Raw genomic sequence first — 16,624 nt, forward strand, 5'->3', positions numbered from 1 at the left:
GTATTGAATTGAAGATCGTTACTTCTGCATTTGTTGATAATGCGCTACAGCCTGCTTCAGTACAGGATGGCTCTCGTCCATGGACGTATACTGGCTGAGTGCTGCTTCAATCCCTTTGTGCTGGATCGTAGTCTGGAGTTCCACCGCTTCTGGGTCTTCGGAAATGTCAAACTTGCAGGCAGCTGCCATCCCCATCGCCAAAAGTGTTGTCTCTGTTCCATACTCGTAAGCCTGGAGAGCCGGGCGAACCAGACGGTCATTCGGGGACAGTTTCCGCAGTGGAGAACGTCCTACACGTGTTACCTCATCCGTCAGGTGCGGGTTAACGAACCGTTCCAATATTTTGGCAATGTACAACTGATGATCATCGGCATTGAATCCAAAACGCTTCACCAAAACTGCTCCGGTTTCCTGCAAGGCACCGTATACGATGGATTTGACTTTTTCATCGGCAATAGCCTTCTGAATTGTATCAAACCCGTTCACATATCCAATATAAGCGGCAATACAGTGTCCAGTATTTACGGTAAACAGCTTCCGTTCGATATAAGGCTCCAGATCATCAACATACATTATACCCTCAACCGGTTTGAAAGCAGGAGCCATTTGTGAACGGTCAACAACCCATTCATAGAAAGGCTCTACCTGTACATGCAATGGATCTTCATGATGCTGAATCGGCACAATCCGATCTACGGCAGAGTCCGGGAAATACACGTACTGATCCGCAAGCAGGCGAGTACGCTCATCAAGCAGACCATATACATGTTCTTTCAGCTGAGTGCTGGCTCCAATTGCATTTTCACAGGCAATAATGTGAAGGGGCTGGAAGACATCACCCGTTCCAAGTCTGGACGTAAGTCCTTTGGCAATACCGGGAGCAATATGTTTCAAAATCCCCACACCTACTGCGGTTGTGATCAGTTCAGCTTCTGCAACGTTCTGGGCTACGGTATCCAGATTAGTGCCATCGATCGCACTCACACCGGTAACTGTCTCCAGATCCTTGGCCTCGTTAGCCAGTTCAACCGTGTACTCTCCACGCTGCTCTAGAGCCTTAACCAGCTCCTGGTTAACGTCCGAGAAAACGACATTGTAGCCTGCACGGGACAGAATCAATCCGATAAAGCCACGTCCAATATTACCTGCTCCAAAGTGAAGGGCCTTCATAGTTCCATTTCACTTTCCAAAATAGTGATGACTTCTTCAGCAGTTTGAGCATGACGCAAAGCTTCCATGTTTTCTTCCTCGGCGCAGATGACTGCGATGCTGGTCAGGATCTCCATATGTTCTCCGCCCTGAGCAGCGATACCAATTACCATATACGCTTTCTCTTCCCCAAAATCAACACCTTGCGGGAACTGAATGACCGATATACCTGTGGACAAAATGAATGATTTGGATTCCTTCGTGCCATGTGGAATCGCAAGTCCGTTGCCGACGTACGTGGAGACAATCTCTTCACGCTCCAGCATTTTGTCAATGTATTCAGCGGTGATATGTCCCGCATCTTTCAAAATTTGACCTGCCATACGAATTGCTTCGTATTTGTCCTGAGCCGTTGCATTCATGATGACTTTATCTTTAGTTAACACACTCATGTTTGAATACCTCCAATTTCGGTTTTGCTGCGGTAAAATCCCGCAAGCTCTTGGGATAAGTAATGAATAAGATCATCCCGGTTGCCTTTTTCAAGTAATGCAATCATTTCTTCCTGCAACAATAGTGCACTGATCTCACTCAGTACCTCCAAACTTTCCTTCGATAACTGTCTGGGTCCAAGCATCAAGAGCACATGGCTGACACCTGCCGGGTCTTCCGAAGTGCGTAGAAGCGGCTCTGTCAATTGGAACAGCGTAATTGAAGGACTGTGAATGCCATCACTGCGTGTATGAAACAAAGCGAGGGAAGTCCCGGGAATTTTCTGGCTTCCAACCGCTTCACGCTCCTCCAGCAGCCTGGCAATCTCTTCTGGATTATTCAACACACCGGATTGATGCAAAACGTTGCACATGGCGTAGGCCGTTTCCAAAAATCCGATATCCTGATTATCCAGCGGGAACACCTGAAACTTGCCAATAATCTGTACGATTTCAATCAGTGTGGCTTCCAATCCAACTGGATCGGAAACCCGTCCTGTTGTCCTTGAACCTGCTTCAGGTGGGGGACTATGTTCCCGCTGAAGCGTCGTTGTCCTGATGAAGTGCCTTAAACGTTCACTTTCTTCTGCCGTCAGCAGTGGGCTCACCTTGTAGTATTGATGTTTATCCATTGGCAGATCCACGGTAGAGAGAACCAGATCATATTCCGTCTTCGGAATACGTGCGGCTTCATACCAGGACACGCTGTCCACAATCCGAATTTCGGGAATTTCCTTGGACAAACGGCTCGATAACATCCGTGAAGATCCGATCCCGCTCGTACAGACGACGACAGCCCTGATTTCACGCTTCAACACCCGCAGCCGTTCAATGGAAGCACCGAAGTGCATTACCAAAAACCCGATTTCCTCATCCGGCACATCCGTATTGGACCAAGCCTCTCGCACTGCTTTCTTTACATCCTCAAACAGTGATTCATAATCCTTGCGAATCTGCTGAAGTAACGGATTACGGATGAGCTGCCGCCCATCCATTCGTTCCAGCACCGGCTCCATATGGGCAATCAGACCTTCACGGAGCAGGCGATCCTCATGGAACGAATAATGAGTTTTCTCCTGCATTCGATCTGTGAGAGAACGCACCATGTCGAGTAAGACCAGATCGTCTATGGGCAGCAGACGCGAGGAATGAATCGATTGCTCGATTTCAATCAGCAGCCTGTGAAAATAAGCCTGCTCCTGGCCCACAAACTCCAGCCCAAGCTGGGCAGATAGAACACCGCACAGTCTGGAAGCTAAATATTCCGGCACCTTCCGCTCACCTTGCAGAGGCATTCCAACGTCTTTATTGTCCTGTTGTGTGCCCCGACCTATTCCAAAGCCTTTGCGAATCCGCACAACCGCTACAGACAGTTGGATCAACAGCTTCATGTATTGACGTTCCGGGATATTTTCCAACCACTCAATATCCGGCTGCCATAATGCATTTTCGACCGTAAGTACATCTTCATGCCCTATCATTTCCAGAAGTTTGCTGTTTACTTTGGAAACTCCCTGCTCCGCTTGTCTACCGAACAAATCGGATTCATCCAGATATTCAAGAGCGAGCGCGGAAATAGCCATGCGATGAGCCAGCTCGCTTCCATTGATCTTGACCCCATATCCGCGCCTGCGAACCAGTTTCAATCCTGCCAGCTGAATGCGTGGCTCCAGATCGTCCAGATCATTGCTTGCCGTAGACACGGTTACCTTCAAATCTGAGGCCAATGCAAGCAGCTTCACAGGCTCGGATTCATCCAGCAAAATACAAAGCATGAAGAGTTTACGCTCTTCGGGCGTAAACTCCACATATTCGTTAAGCTCAAGTTGTTGACGCAATACGGCCAAATCATCGGAACCGGGATCAATTCGAACCCCGGTTCCCGATTTTTTTTCCAATCTCATGCCAAGGGGCTCAAGCCATTGTTCAATCATCTGCAACTCTCGATGTACGGTACGAGTGCTTACTTTGACCGCAACAGCTATATCGCCAGCAGTTACCTCATGAGGATGCTCCAGCAGGAACTCCACGATCTCACGCTGTCTCCTTGTAATATTACTCATCAGGAGTCGGATTTGAGGCGCTCCACCAGTGCCTCATATTCAGGACTCTTCAGGAAGTTATCGATGGAAATATGCTCTGCATTTGGAGCCACGGATTTGGCCCGGTCAGTTAATGTTTTCTGTGTGATGACGATGTCGGCATCTTGTGGAATCTCACTGATCGCCGTGTTGGTTACAGCGATATCCACACCGGCTGCCTTCATTTTCTTCCGCAGAATCGAGGCACCCATGGCACTCGAACCCATACCTGCATCACAGGAGAATACAATTTTATTGATATCCGTTTTTACTGCTGAAGAAGCAATATCGGCTGCACGGTCAGCTTCACGATTGTCTTTATCAACGGTGAGGTTGCCCGTTTTGCCCTGATTTTTCATATCTTTCATGCGGTTGGAAGCACTGTCCAGATCTTCGTCGTCCTTCTGTTTACCAGTTTTGAGCAGTATGGATGCTACGAGGAACGAGATGATCGCAGCTACGGCTACCCCTGCAAACATGCCAAGGTATCCACCCCTAGGTGTTAACAACGAGTAAGCAATGATACTTCCTGGTGACGGTGCTGATACCAAACCAGCTCCAGTTAGCATAAAGGTCAATGTACCCGCTACACCACCAGCCATCGCAGCCAGAATCAGTATCGGTCTCATCAGAATGTAAGGGAAATAGATCTCATGAATCCCGCCAAAGAAATGGATGATTACAGCACCTGGAGCGGAAGATTTGGCTGATCCGCGACCGAAGAAGCAGTATGCCAGCAAAATACCGAGTCCAGGTCCTGGATTGGATTCGAGCATAAATAATACGGATTGACCCAATTCTCTTGCTTGATCCGTAGCAATTGGTGTCAGAATACCATGGTTGATCGCATTGTTCAGGAATAATACTTTTCCTGGCTCAATGATCAGGTTGACCAGTGGGAGAAGACCAGCATTCATCAAAGCTTCTACCCCGGCTGATAACACCTTGCTAATCGCTTCAACGAAAGGCCCGATGCCTTTAAGGGCCAGAAGGGCCAAAATCCCACCAATAATACCAGCGGAGAAGTTGTTAACCAGCATCTCAAACCCTGATTTAATTTTGCCATCGACAGCCTTGTCAAATTTCTTAATGACCCAGGCTCCCAATGGTCCGGCTATCATAGCACCAAGAAACATTGGAATGTCACTGCCGACAATAACCCCGATGGTCATGATCGCACCGACTACACCACCACGTTGGCCGTGTACCATGGTACCGCCTGTGTAACCGATAAGCAAAGGCAGCAAATATTTGATCATTGGATCAACCAGCAATGCAAAATCTGCGTTAGGGAACCATCCTTTTGGAATGAACAATGCCGTAATCAGACCCCAGGCGATAAATGCACCCATGTTCGGCATAACCATACCGCTTAGGAAACGTCCAAACTTCTGAACGCCGACCCGTATTCCTCCGCTTTTTTCGGACTTTGCGTCCACTGAACTCATATTGAAAACCTCCTCAACATATTAAACCTTAATTCCACTGAATTTTGATAACGACGATCCAGACGAACAAAGGTACAAATCTGCAATAAATCTTAATTTACAACCATATCGTAAATGAAAACGGTATCTTCTACAACGAAATGAAAACCTACTTCCGTCATGAACGTTGATGACAAGATTTAAATTTAAAGGATTGTTCCTTATTTACACCTGTATATGGATTGGAACCTGTTATTCCCTTTCATGTATCATACCCACGAAATGCCCCATTTTAATGACAAATGAAATTGTAAATTTATTCTATTTAAATGAGCTGTTTTTATCTCATTCAGGAATGATGATGGAGAACGTTAGAGCGATAATCATTTCATCCAATTCGTCCCTTAACAACGACAAAAGGCGCAATTGCTCATCCTGTTCCAGATGAGGAAATTGCGCCTAAGTATTCTCCGAATGAGCAGTATCACCATCCGGATCTATAATCAATCGATTCATTTTTATTACGTTAAACGGACTTTTCCATCAAGCTGAAACTCCGTATCTAGCGGAAATTTGCACCTTAATATTATTCCGTATGTTTACGATACGCATCCGCGTTCATCAATGTGGAAAGTGCTGCTGTCAGGTCGCCCTCAACACGAATTTCAATCATCCAGCCTTCCTCATATGGGGAGTTGTTAACCAGCTCCGGGGAATCCTGCAATGCATCATTCACAGCAATAATCGTTCCACTGACAGGAGAAAACAAATCCGAAACGGTTTTGACGGATTCAATCGTTCCAATGCCGTCTTCCGCTTTTACATCCGATTCAAGGTCAGGCAATTCCACAAACACAATGTCACCCAGCTGATGCTGCGCGAACTCGGTAATGCCAATACGTACGGTATCCTCCCCTACGGTCTGCACCCATTCGTGCTCTTCACTGTACAGGAAATCACTTTTCAATTCGCTCATCGATATCCGCCTCGCTTTTCATTAATGAGTGCATGCGTTTCTTTGACCTTAACCTTTTTCCCAGAACATAGCGTATGATATTTTCGATTCAAATGTCAAGATACCTCACAATTTATTTGATTTTCTTCCTTATATGCCTGTAACTCAAATGGACTCTCCCTACATATAATGGTGAATATTAGAAAAGTAAGCGCACTCTTTATAAATAGACGAACATTTTAAGATTAACCTCAAATATCATTCGGATTTTTTATCAATTTCTATGATATCGTTCTTGACATCAATAGTCGATTCAGGCTTTAATGAGAGTAGTAAATGTGTTTTTGGTCTATGCAATACCCGCGGATGAATGTAAAGGGAGAGATTACCCTTGACACCCGAATCAGGGTGTACATGCGGTAACGCCGAAGGAGTAAACCACCGACAAGCGGAGGTGAATCTCTCAGGCAAAAGGACTTTTACGGGACGCAACTCTGGAGAGCATCTATTCGCCCTGTGTGGGCGTTATGATCACCCAAGGGGAAACTTGCTGCATCAGGCGGCGGGGTAACTCTCAGGTACCAAGGACAGAGCCTAAGAATACAGCGTGCTTCTGGCATGCCGATTCTTTGGCCTGTCCTTTTCCTTTTTCCCAAAAAAACGAAAACAGGTTATAGAGCGGCGCTGCCTTATAGCGTCCTTACCTTCTTTTATAAAATATGATGCCAAATTCATTGATCCATGGTTATACACTCGGCCGGTTGACGGCCCATGACGAGGTGATTGGATGTCCGATTTGCTTAGAACCCCACTCTTTCCACTCTATCAGCAATATGAAGGCGTACGATGCATTGATTTTGGCGGCTGGGAGCTGCCTGTGCAATTCAGCGGAATTCAGAAAGAGCATGAAGCGGTGCGAGAACGTGCCGGATTATTTGATGTATCCCACATGGGCGAATTCACCGTACAAGGTGAACACGCAGAAGCTTTTTTACAGCACATGACCACCAATGATGTAACAACAATCGTTCCCGGTCAGGCCCAATACACGTTAATGTGTTATCCGGATGGCGGCGTGGTCGATGATCTGCTGATCTATAAATTGAAAGACCAGCATTATATGCTGGTAGTTAACGCCTCCAACATCGACAAGGACTGGGCATGGCTGCAACAGCATATGACGCCAGGCGTAACAATGACCAATGATTCGGATCAAACGGCGCTGCTCGCCCTCCAAGGTCCTCTGGCTGTAGATATTCTCAGAACGGTGACAGACACCGATGTGTCTTCCATTGAGCCTTTCCGCTTTGTGGCAAATGCGAAGGTATGTGGTGTTACATTGTTGTTATCCCGCACCGGATATACGGGTGAAGATGGCTTTGAGCTCTATGTTCCTGCGGAACAAGTTGCTGAGGTCTGGAACGGATTGATGCAAGCGGGAGAAGGTCACGGACTCGTTCCGACAGGACTGGGTGCCCGGGATACCCTGCGTTTTGAAGCTAAGCTTCCCCTGTATGGACAGGAATTGTCTTCAACCATCTCACCGCTGGAGGCTGGCGTTGGCATGTTTGTGAAGCTAAATGCCGGACCGTTTATCGGACATGAAGCCTTGTTGCAGCAAAAAAATGATGGGCCTGCCCGCAAGCTGGTCGGCATCGAAGTGCTGGAACGGGGCATTCCCCGCCCCCATTATCCGATTTACGCCGAAGGCGTGCAGATTGGTGAAGTGACCACAGGCACCCAATCGCCTACATTGAAACGCAATCTGGGGCTGGCCTTGATTGACAGTAAATATGCTGCACTGGGTACCCCGCTGGAGATTGAGATTCGTGGCAAGAAACTGAAAGCCGAGGTCGTGAAGACCCCATTTCATAAACGGACACGTGCGCCAAAGACACCTACTCAAGGAGCTGATCAAGCATGAGCAAGCATCGCTACATTCCCATGACCGAGCAGGATCAGAGTGCCATGCTGGCAACCATCGGTGTGGAAACGATTGAGGATCTGTTCCATGACATTCCACAGGAGATTCGCTATCAGGGCGAACTGCCTATTTCCTCCAAACTGGATGAATACGCACTGACACGTCATATGTCGAAGCAAGCGGGAGCGAATGCCAACTTCGAGACACACGCCAGTTTCCTGGGTGCAGGCATTTATGATCACCACGTTCCCTCCGTCATTAATCATGTCATCTCCCGTTCCGAGTTCTATACAGCCTATACACCTTATCAACCCGAGATCAGCCAAGGAGAATTGCAGGCGATTTTCGAGTTTCAATCCTACATCTGTGAGTTAACAGGCATGGCTGTAGCCAATGCCAGCATGTACGATGGTGCGACAGCATTTGCGGAAGCAGGCAATCTGGCCGCAGCGGCAACCCGCCGCAAACAGCTGATTGTGTCACGTACCGTGCACCCCGAATCCCGTCAGGTATTGCAAGCTTATGCTCACGGCCTCAATCTGGAGATTGTTGAGATTGGATATCAAAATGGTGTAACAGACTGGGATGCCCTGCAAGCCGCCGTGTCCGATGACACCGCAGCCGTCATGATCCAAAGCCCGAACTTCTTCGGCGCCGTGGAAAATGTAAAACAGGCCGCAGATCTTGCGCATGCGCACAAGAGTCTGCTCGTGGTCAGCGCCAACCCGCTATCGCTGGGTCTGCTGGAAGCCCCAGGCAAGCTGGGTGCTGACATCGTCGTTGGCGACGCGCAGCCCCTTGGCATCGCCGCTTCACTCGGCGGCCCAACATGCGGATACTTCGCCGTATCCCAGGCTCATATGCGCCGGATTCCTGGCCGAATTGTAGGCCAGACAACGGACCGCAACGGCAAGCGTGGTTTTGTACTCACGCTGCAAGCACGGGAACAGCATATTCGCCGGGAAAAGGCGACGTCCAACATCTGTTCCAACCAGGCGTTACTCGCGCTAAGCGCCTCTGTCTATATGTCTATTATGGGTAAACAAGGCATGATCGACGTCGCTGATTTGAATTTGCAAAAGAGCCATTATGCCCTTAACACGTTTACCGCAATTCCAGGCGTCTCTCTTACGTTTACCGCACCTACTTTCAATGAGTTTGTTATCCAACTGCCTGAAGGAACAAATGTGGAACCACTACAACTGAAATTACTCGATGCAGGTTTCATTGGCGGCTATGAGCTTGGACGTGATTATCCCGAGCTCGCCGGACATATGCTGATTGCGGTTACTGAACGACGCAGCAAGGAAGAGATCGACGAATTCGCACGTGTATTGGAGGGATCGCTGTGACTCAAGAAACGACAACAAAGACAACTACGACGACATCAGCTCAAGGACAATCGGAAACGGTAACCTCTATCTCCACTTCGGGCCAACCTGAAACCAGCACAACAGACACTAACCAGGCTGCCTCTCCAGCACCGGAGCAATCGTTGATTTTTGAACTTAGCAGTCCGGGTCGGGTCGCTTATTCCTTGCCTGAATGCGACGTTCCCCGTCAAGCTGTGGATTCCCTGATTCCCCGGGAAATGCTTCGGTCGGAAGCAGCAGCATTGCCTGAGGTTTTTGAAGTTGACGTCATTCGCCACTACACTGCCCTGTCTCGTCGTAATTTCGGGATAGATAACGGATTCTATCCGCTGGGCTCTTGTACGATGAAATATAATCCGAAGATTAATGAGGATGTAGCCCGTTACAACGGGTTCGCCAAAATACATCCATATCAGCATGAATCCAGCATTCAAGGTGCACTTGAACTGCTTTACACGTTGCAAAATGATCTTGCCGGACTAACCGGTATGGATGCCGTTACGCTGCAACCTGCCGCTGGTGCACATGGCGAATGGACCGGGCTCATGATGATCCGTGCCTACCACGAAGGTCGTGGTGAACAGCGCACGAAAGTTATCGTACCGGACTCTTCTCACGGGACCAACCCGGCAAGTGCAACCGTAGCAGGTTTCGAAACGGTAACGATCCCTTCCCGCGCAGACGGTCTGGTAGATCTGGATGTACTTCGCGCAGCTGTTGGTTCGGACACCGCAGCGCTCATGCTGACTAACCCGAACACACTCGGACTTTTTGAAAAAGACATTCAGGAGATTGCCTCCATTGTGCACCAGGCAGGTGGCTTGCTGTACTACGATGGAGCCAACTCCAATGCCATTATGGGCATCACCCGACCTGGCGATATGGGCTTTGACGTGGTGCATTTGAATTTGCATAAAACGATGAGTACTCCGCATGGCGGAGGTGGACCTGGTGCCGGCCCGGTTGGCGTGAAGAGCCGCTTGATTCCGTTTCTGCCGAAACCGATGGTCATCAAAAATGATGAGGGCATATATGCGTTGGATCGTGAAGGTGATCAATCCATTGGCCGGGTCAAAGCGTACTATGGTAACTTCGGTATTCTGGTCCGTGCCTATGCATACATTCGTACTTATGGACCTGAAGGCTTGCGCCGGGTATCTGAATGTGCGGTGCTCAACGCCAACTACATGATGGCTCGTCTCGCACCTTACTACGAGATTCCGTATCCAGGCGTGTGTAAACATGAATTCGTTATGTCTGGCAGAGGGTTGAAGCAGTATGGTGTACGCACACTGGATGTTGCCAAACGATTGCTTGATTTTGGGTATCACCCGCCAACTGTGTACTTCCCGCTGAACGTGGAGGAGTGCATCATGATCGAGCCAACGGAGACCGAGAGCAAAGAAACACTTGATGGGTTCATCGATACGATGATTCGCATTGCCAAGGAAGCAGAAGAGACACCTGAACTGGTACTCAATGCCCCTTATGGCACACCCGTTACCCGTCTGGACGAAACAACAGCAGCCCGTAAACCTGTACTGAACTGTGCTTGCAGTTAATGATGTAATAATTTTAGTCACAATGAGCTCTTGCTGATGTTTCCAAGTCAGCAAGAGCTTTATTTTTATTTTGATTTACATACGATCCCTCTCGCTTCAATATGTTTCACTCGATATTCCTATCCTAGCTCTTATATCAACACACAAAAAAAGCCGGTATCTGCTGTAACAACAGATACCGGCAAAATCGCTGCACGACTGCAGCTTTTTTATCGGAAAAAGAACCCTTAAAATCGGGTGGAAACCCCGTAAAATTACGCTTGAATGCTTTGAACCAATTCAACGACTTGTTCAGCCGTTTGCATATCCAGTGCTTTGGCAGCAAGCTCTTGCATGTCTGCACGGGACAGCTTGGTGATCTGACTACGAGCTGGCAGAATGGATGTTGCGCTCATGCTGAACTCATCCAGTCCGAGACCGAGCAGCAATGGAATTGCTGTTTCGTCTCCGGCCATCTCTCCACACATGCCAACCCATTTGCCTTCACGGTGTGCTGCATCGATTACCATTTTAACCAAACGCAAGATGGCAGGGTTGTATGGTTGATACAGATAAGCCACACGCTCGTTCATACGGTCAGCAGCCATTGTGTATTGAATCAGATCGTTCGTTCCGATACTGAAGAAATCCACTTCTTTGGCAAATTGATCCGCCAGAACAGCAGTCGAAGGAATTTCGACCATGATTCCCAGTTGGATGCTGTCTGAAACAGCAATACCTTCAGCTACCAGCTTTTCCTTCTCTTCGAGCAGGACAGCTTTTGCTTCACGGAATTCACCCAGTGTTGCAATCATCGGGAACATGACACGCAGGTTACCATGTACGCTTGCACGCAGCAATGCACGCAATTGAGTACGGAAAATATCCAGACGGTCCAGACACAGACGAACTGCACGGAAACCGAGGAATGGATTCATTTCTTTTGGCAGATCTAGATATGGAAGCTCTTTGTCTCCACCGATGTCGAGTGTACGAACAACAACAGGTTTGCCTTCCATTTTTTCCAGTACAGCCTTGTAAGCATTATACTGAATGTCCTCGGAAGGGAGCTTGTCTCTGCCCATATACAGGAACTCGGTACGGTATAGGCCTACAGCCTCGCCGCCGTTCTCCAGAACACCGGCAACATCATTCGGTGTACCGATGTTGGCTGCTAGTTCCACATGAACGTTGTCCACCGTTACGGTTGGCTCATCACGCAGTTTTCTCCACTCGGCACGTTGTGCATCGTATTGCTCCTGTTTGGAACGATACTCAGCAATAACATCATCCGTTGGATTAACCAGTACGTGACCGTCCAAACCGTCAACAATGATCATATCCCCTTGTTTCGCTTGAGCCAGAATGTCCTTGGTTCCAACTACAGCCGGGATTTCAAGGGAACGAGCCATGATCGCGGAGTGAGAAGTACGTCCACCAATATTGGTTGCAAAACCTTTTACATATTGACGGTTCAGTTGAGCCGTGTCGGAAGGCGTAAGATCCTCCGCAAGCACGATCACTTCTTCACTGATCTCAGCCGGACTCATGAATTCGATACCAAGCAAGTGATTTAGCACACGTTTGGTTACATCACGCATATCCGCAGCACGTTCCTGCAGGTAAGCACTCTTCATGTTTTCGAACATTTCGATAAATTGCGTTGCTGTTTCGTTCAATGCGAATTCCGCATTAATCTTATCATCTGCAATTTTCGCTTTAACCGGATCAATCAGTTCCGGGTCATTCAGAATGAGCAAATGCGAAGCAAAAATCTCAGCTTTTTTCTCGCCAAGCTCTTGTAAAGTACGCTCTTTGATCGCCTCAAGCTCAGCCTGGGACTTGCCCAGAGCCGAGTCGAGTTTCGCGATCTCTGCGTCAACGTCGTTGATTTCGCGTTTTTCTACAGAGTAGTTGGGATGCTCCAAGATAAACGCCTTGGCGATAGCAATACCCGCCGAAGCCGCGATCCCAGAAACATTAAGCATTAATTTCGCCCAGCCCTTCGTTAACCATAACGTCTGTCAGAGCTTGAAGAGCTTCAGCTTCTCCTTCGCCTTCAACGATGATGTTGATGGTGTCGCCTTGTTCCAAACCAAGGGAAAGTACACCCAGGATGGATTTCAAAGTTACTTTTTTACCGTTAGCTTCTGCAAAGGATTCTGCACCTTTGAATTTGTTTGCTGTATTAACCAGGGCTGTCGCCGGACGTGCGTGGATACCATCTTCGTCTGTAATTCTGAATGTTTGTTGCATTACAATCATCTCACTTTCAATAATTTAATTTAGGCATTGCATATATTTATCACTTGCTTGCCATCGTCGTAACACTTCTTATTTTATCTCAATGATTGGCTGATCGCCAATTTTCAGTACTCCACTCTTCTTGAGCGTAACTGTTGAGCCTTCCGGCAGATTGGTGAAAATGACCGGAGAGATGATTGACGGAGCATTAGCTTTCACATACTCCAGATCCACTTCCATAATCGGCTGTCCTGCAGATACCAGGTCGCCTTCCTGCACGAGCACGTTAAAGCCCTGTCCTTTCAGCTTCACCGTGTTGACACCTATATGAACAAGCACTTCCTTGCCTCCGTCAGACATAATGCCTACGGCATGTTTGCTTGGAAACACGTTAAACACCTTACCATATACAGGAGAAGTAATCTTGCCATCATGAGGCAGAACAGCAAAGCCGTCACCTGTCATTTTCTCGGCAAAGACCGGATCAGGAACGTTTGTGATGTCCATCAACTCGCCGTTTACAGGCATTACGATGTCCTCTGCAATAATACGTTCGCCTTCTTCACCTTGCGCCTTCTCCTGTTCAGGAGCTGGCTTATCCACAGCTGCTGGAGCTGGTGCCGGTGTCCGTCCTGCAATGATATCCTGCATTTGGGATTTAATCGTATCTGAACGTGTACCGAAGATGGCCTGTACATTATTACCCACTTCAAGTACGCCAGATGCACCCAATTGTTTCAAACGATCTTTATTTACGCTAGATTTCTCATTTACTTCAATCCGCAAACGAGTAATGCAGGCATCCAGATGTTTGATATTCTCTTGGCCGCCGAATGCTGCAAGAATGTTATGAGGCAGATCATCCGTTGAACCTGAACCTCCGCCGCCGGAAGTTGTCTCAGGAGTTGCCTCTTCACGTCCTGGTGTTTTCAGATTGAATTTGCGAATGATGAATCGGAAACCGAAATAGTAAATCAATGCAAGAATCAAACCTACGATAATAACATCCCACCAAGGCGTGCGATTCGGAATGATCCCGAAGATCAAGAAGTCAATGAATCCACCGGAGAACGTCATCCCAATTTTGACTCCAAGAATTTGCATCGTCATGAAAGACAAACCTGCAAAGATACAGTGTACTGCAAACAGGATTGGCGCTACAAACAGGAATGAGAACTCAAGCGGCTCTGTAATCCCTGTAAGGAACGAAGTCAGCGCAGCTGATCCCATGATCCCTGCAACATACTTTTTGTGCTCCGGTCTTGCTTCATGGTACATCGCAAGCGCCGCAGCTGGCAAACCGAACATCATGAACGGGAATTTACCGACTTGGAACGTCCCCGCTGTAAGGTTCACACCATCACGCAGTTGATTGAAGAAGATTTGCTGGTCTCCACGAATGACATCTCCAGCTTTGTTCACATATTCACCGAACTCAAACCAGAACGGTGAGTAGAAAATGTGATGCAGACCGAACGGAATAAGTGACCGTTCTACCACTCCGAAAATGAACGCCGATAACGTCGGACTTGTATCTACCATGAAGTGAGATACAGCATTCAGCCCATTTTGAATTGGAGGCCAGATGATCACCAGAAGTAACCCGATTAAGAGGGAAACGACTGAAGTGATAATCGGGACAAAGCGTTTACCTGCAAAGAAACCGAGGTAAGACGGCAGTTCGATTTTGAAAAATCGATTGTAACATAGCGCGGCGGTAATACCTATGATAATACCTCCGAACACGCCCGTACTCAATGTAGGGATACCCAAGATGCTGGCATAACCTGGTACTTCACCGATCATGGCTGGCGTAACACCAACAGCTGTACCCAGAGTCACGTTCATGACCAAGTAACCGATGATGGCCGCAAGACCTGCGACACCTTCGCCTCCGGCCAGCCCTACGGCTACACCGACTGCGAACAGCAATGCCAGATTATCAAATACGATCTGACCCGCATTCATCATAATCGTCGCGATTGAGCTCACCCATGGGGTATCTAGCACTGTAGCATATTGCAGAAAATCCGGATTCACAAGCATGTTACCGATCCCTAGCAATAAACCTGCCGCTGGCAAGATTGCTACAGGTAGCATAAGAGCTTTACCTACTCTTTGCAATACACCAAAAAGCTTTTTAAACATTGCGTCATATCCACCCTTTCTTTTAAATTGTTATGTTGTGATGCAAGCAAGGGAAAACAAAAAAGGCACGAGTTAATAAAGCAAATTGGTCAAACCTTCGGGTATAGCATACCCGGTATAAGGTAAGAACAATCACGCTCTAGATAACTCATGCCTGATCGAATCAGTAACACGTCGTTTGTGTTTATTCAGTTGCTTGATTACGGAAATCATTGTAGCACCACTTCATAATCAGTGCAAGCCTTTACAAGAAAATTTTCAAATTGAAATTCCACCTGTGGAAAAATTTCACTTGTTCTCTTCTTCTTTCCTTTGATTCAGGCGCTGCAAATGAATGGTCAGATACCCTACTTCAGCAGGATATACAGGAAGATTCAATCTTTTTTCCATCACCTTGGTCAGCTTCCATGCAAGCGAGTACATTTCAGGATACTCCAACTTCAACAGCGAATCCAATTTATGGAGTTCCTCCACCTTGTCTCCCCGACGGACGCGCTCCAAGGCAAATCGAAGATGGGTCAGTAACCGGGAATAATCCAGTGACTCCGTCTCAAACGAATAATCCAGTTGGGTGGACACCAGGCTCACCAAATCGGTAATCAGTTGGGAATGCTCGCGAACTTGAGAAATATTTTGGTTGGTCATGGCACTGTAGATGTGTAGCGCAATAAAACCGATTTCATCCATTCCCAGATCGACACCCAATTTTTCTTTAATCAAACGAACCGCATATTCACCCATGCGATATTCGTCAGGATAAATTTCACGGGTTTCATATAGAAAAGGATTCTGTATGACAATCCCTTGTTCTTTCCGTTTTAACGCAAAAGCAATATGATCGGTCAATGCGATATGAATATGTTCGTTTAAAGGAACGTCCGTATGATCTGCGATATACGTAATGACTTCGTTAATAATTTCGATCAATGCTTCATCCACTTGTGGAAGAAGCTGTTTATACTGCTCTTGCTCCTGTTGGTTTCTCAAAATGAACATCTTCTCCACAGCCATCAGTGGAATAATATCATTCGTTTTCCGGTTGAAGCCGATGCCTTTACCAATCACGACAACTTCTCCATGTTCAGGATGCTGTGCAATAATTACATTATTATTTAGCGCTTTGGCTACTTGCAGGCTACTCAATGTTTGCACCTCTTTTTCACACCATCTTAGGTGTGATTCAGTCACACCCTAGTAAGAAAGAAAAGACATCCGGGAGCGGGAAATCCGCGCCGGACGTCTTGCTTAAAAAGTAACAAAAATTCGCCTTAAGGTCAATAGAGCATGAGTG

12 protein-coding genes and 1 riboswitch are annotated in these 16,624 nt (G+C 47.4%); of the genes, 3 read left to right on the top strand and 9 right to left on the bottom strand.

Features of this window, described 5'->3' with window-relative positions:
* Positions 1 to 18 precede the first annotated feature (18 nt).
* The 5 genes from ACDJ58_RS22815 to gcvH form a co-directional block, all read right to left on the bottom strand.
* Positions 19 to 1,170 carry a mannitol-1-phosphate 5-dehydrogenase gene (locus ACDJ58_RS22815; protein WP_413373081.1) on the bottom strand — a complete coding sequence of 384 codons (1,152 nt, stop codon included), beginning with the start codon at positions 1,168 to 1,170 and terminating at the stop codon, positions 19 to 21.
* Positions 1,167 to 1,601: a PTS sugar transporter subunit IIA gene (locus ACDJ58_RS22820; protein ID WP_024633110.1), complete on the bottom strand. Its 435-nt coding sequence runs from the start codon at positions 1,599 to 1,601 to the stop codon at positions 1,167 to 1,169. Before ACDJ58_RS22820 ends, ACDJ58_RS22815 begins: the two co-directional genes overlap by 4 nt.
* On the bottom strand, positions 1,598 to 3,703 hold the full coding sequence (locus ACDJ58_RS22825; protein WP_413373082.1) for a BglG family transcription antiterminator: 2,106 nt from the start codon (positions 3,701 to 3,703) through the stop codon (positions 1,598 to 1,600). Before ACDJ58_RS22825 ends, ACDJ58_RS22820 begins: the two co-directional genes overlap by 4 nt.
* Complete coding sequence (locus ACDJ58_RS22830; RefSeq protein WP_413373083.1) at positions 3,703 to 5,169, bottom strand: PTS mannitol transporter subunit IICB; 1,467 nt, start codon at positions 5,167 to 5,169, stop codon at positions 3,703 to 3,705. Before ACDJ58_RS22830 ends, ACDJ58_RS22825 begins: the two co-directional genes overlap by 1 nt.
* 565 nt (positions 5,170 to 5,734) lie before the next feature.
* The gene (gene gcvH, locus ACDJ58_RS22835) at positions 5,735 to 6,124 is read right to left on the bottom strand and encodes a glycine cleavage system protein GcvH (RefSeq protein WP_063566882.1); all 390 of its coding nucleotides are present in this window, start codon (positions 6,122 to 6,124) and stop codon (positions 5,735 to 5,737) included.
* A gap of 345 nt (positions 6,125 to 6,469) precedes the next feature.
* Positions 6,470 to 6,592: riboswitch (glycine riboswitch) on the top strand.
* Positions 6,593 to 6,890: 298 nt separating this feature from the next.
* Here gcvH and gcvT point away from each other — a divergent pair.
* The 3 genes from gcvT (at position 6,891) to gcvPB (ending at position 10,962) form a co-directional block, all read left to right on the top strand.
* Positions 6,891 to 8,027: a glycine cleavage system aminomethyltransferase GcvT gene (gene gcvT / locus ACDJ58_RS22840; RefSeq protein ID WP_413373084.1), complete on the top strand. Its 1,137-nt coding sequence runs from the start codon at positions 6,891 to 6,893 to the stop codon at positions 8,025 to 8,027.
* Entirely contained in the window at positions 8,024 to 9,379 is a 1,356-nt protein-coding gene (gene gcvPA, locus ACDJ58_RS22845) for an aminomethyl-transferring glycine dehydrogenase subunit GcvPA (RefSeq protein ID WP_413373085.1), read from the top strand. The genes gcvT and gcvPA overlap by 4 nt, the downstream gene beginning before the upstream one ends.
* A 143-nt stretch (positions 9,380 to 9,522) precedes the next feature.
* The gene (gene gcvPB, locus ACDJ58_RS22850; protein WP_413379791.1) at positions 9,523 to 10,962 is read left to right on the top strand and encodes an aminomethyl-transferring glycine dehydrogenase subunit GcvPB; all 1,440 of its coding nucleotides are present in this window, start codon (positions 9,523 to 9,525) and stop codon (positions 10,960 to 10,962) included.
* 254 nt (positions 10,963 to 11,216) lie between these two features.
* Here gcvPB and ptsP read toward each other — a convergent pair whose 3' ends face one another.
* From ptsP to glcT, 4 genes are all read right to left on the bottom strand, one after another.
* A complete protein-coding gene (ptsP, locus tag ACDJ58_RS22855; protein WP_063566874.1) occupies positions 11,217 to 12,929 on the bottom strand; it encodes a phosphoenolpyruvate--protein phosphotransferase in 1,713 nt (570 codons plus the stop codon).
* Positions 12,922 to 13,197: an HPr family phosphocarrier protein gene (locus tag ACDJ58_RS22860; RefSeq protein WP_024633102.1), complete on the bottom strand. Its 276-nt coding sequence runs from the start codon at positions 13,195 to 13,197 to the stop codon at positions 12,922 to 12,924. Before ACDJ58_RS22860 ends, ptsP begins: the two co-directional genes overlap by 8 nt.
* A gap of 78 nt (positions 13,198 to 13,275) precedes the next feature.
* Positions 13,276 to 15,333, bottom strand: coding sequence for a glucose-specific PTS transporter subunit IIBC (gene ptsG / locus ACDJ58_RS22865; RefSeq protein WP_413373086.1), 2,058 nt, complete (start codon positions 15,331 to 15,333; stop codon positions 13,276 to 13,278).
* Between the two features lie 288 nt (positions 15,334 to 15,621).
* Positions 15,622 to 16,476 (bottom strand): glucose PTS transporter transcription antiterminator GlcT, encoded by an 855-nt coding sequence (gene glcT, locus ACDJ58_RS22870; protein ID WP_413373088.1) that lies wholly within the window; start codon positions 16,474 to 16,476, stop codon positions 15,622 to 15,624.
* Positions 16,477 to 16,624: the final 148 nt, after the last annotated feature.

The sequence above is a fragment of the Paenibacillus taichungensis genome, from assembly GCF_047302525.1.
Taxonomy (GTDB): domain Bacteria; phylum Bacillota; class Bacilli; order Paenibacillales; family Paenibacillaceae; genus Paenibacillus; species Paenibacillus taichungensis_B.

Bases quoted from the DNA above. Each gene is read 5' to 3' on its own strand.
- gcvPA (WP_413373085.1), top strand. From the start codon at position 8,024: ATGAGCAAGCATCGCTACATTCCCATGACCGAGCAGGATCAGAGTGCC.
- ptsG (WP_413373086.1), bottom strand. From the start codon at position 15,333: ATGTTTAAAAAGCTTTTTGGTGTATTGCAAAGAGTAGGTAAAGCTCTT.
- ACDJ58_RS22830 (WP_413373083.1), bottom strand. From the start codon at position 5,169: ATGAGTTCAGTGGACGCAAAGTCCGAAAAAAGCGGAGGAATACGGGTC.
- ACDJ58_RS22825 (WP_413373082.1), bottom strand. From the start codon at position 3,703: ATGAGTAATATTACAAGGAGACAGCGTGAGATCGTGGAGTTCCTGCTG.
- ACDJ58_RS22860 (WP_024633102.1), bottom strand. From the start codon at position 13,197: ATGCAACAAACATTCAGAATTACAGACGAAGATGGTATCCACGCACGT.
- gcvH (WP_063566882.1), bottom strand. From the start codon at position 6,124: ATGAGCGAATTGAAAAGTGATTTCCTGTACAGTGAAGAGCACGAATGG.
- ACDJ58_RS22820 (WP_024633110.1), bottom strand. From the start codon at position 1,601: ATGAGTGTGTTAACTAAAGATAAAGTCATCATGAATGCAACGGCTCAG.
- gcvT (WP_413373084.1), top strand. From the start codon at position 6,891: ATGTCCGATTTGCTTAGAACCCCACTCTTTCCACTCTATCAGCAATAT.
- ptsP (WP_063566874.1), bottom strand. From the start codon at position 12,929: ATGCTTAATGTTTCTGGGATCGCGGCTTCGGCGGGTATTGCTATCGCC.
- ACDJ58_RS22815 (WP_413373081.1), bottom strand. From the start codon at position 1,170: ATGAAGGCCCTTCACTTTGGAGCAGGTAATATTGGACGTGGCTTTATC.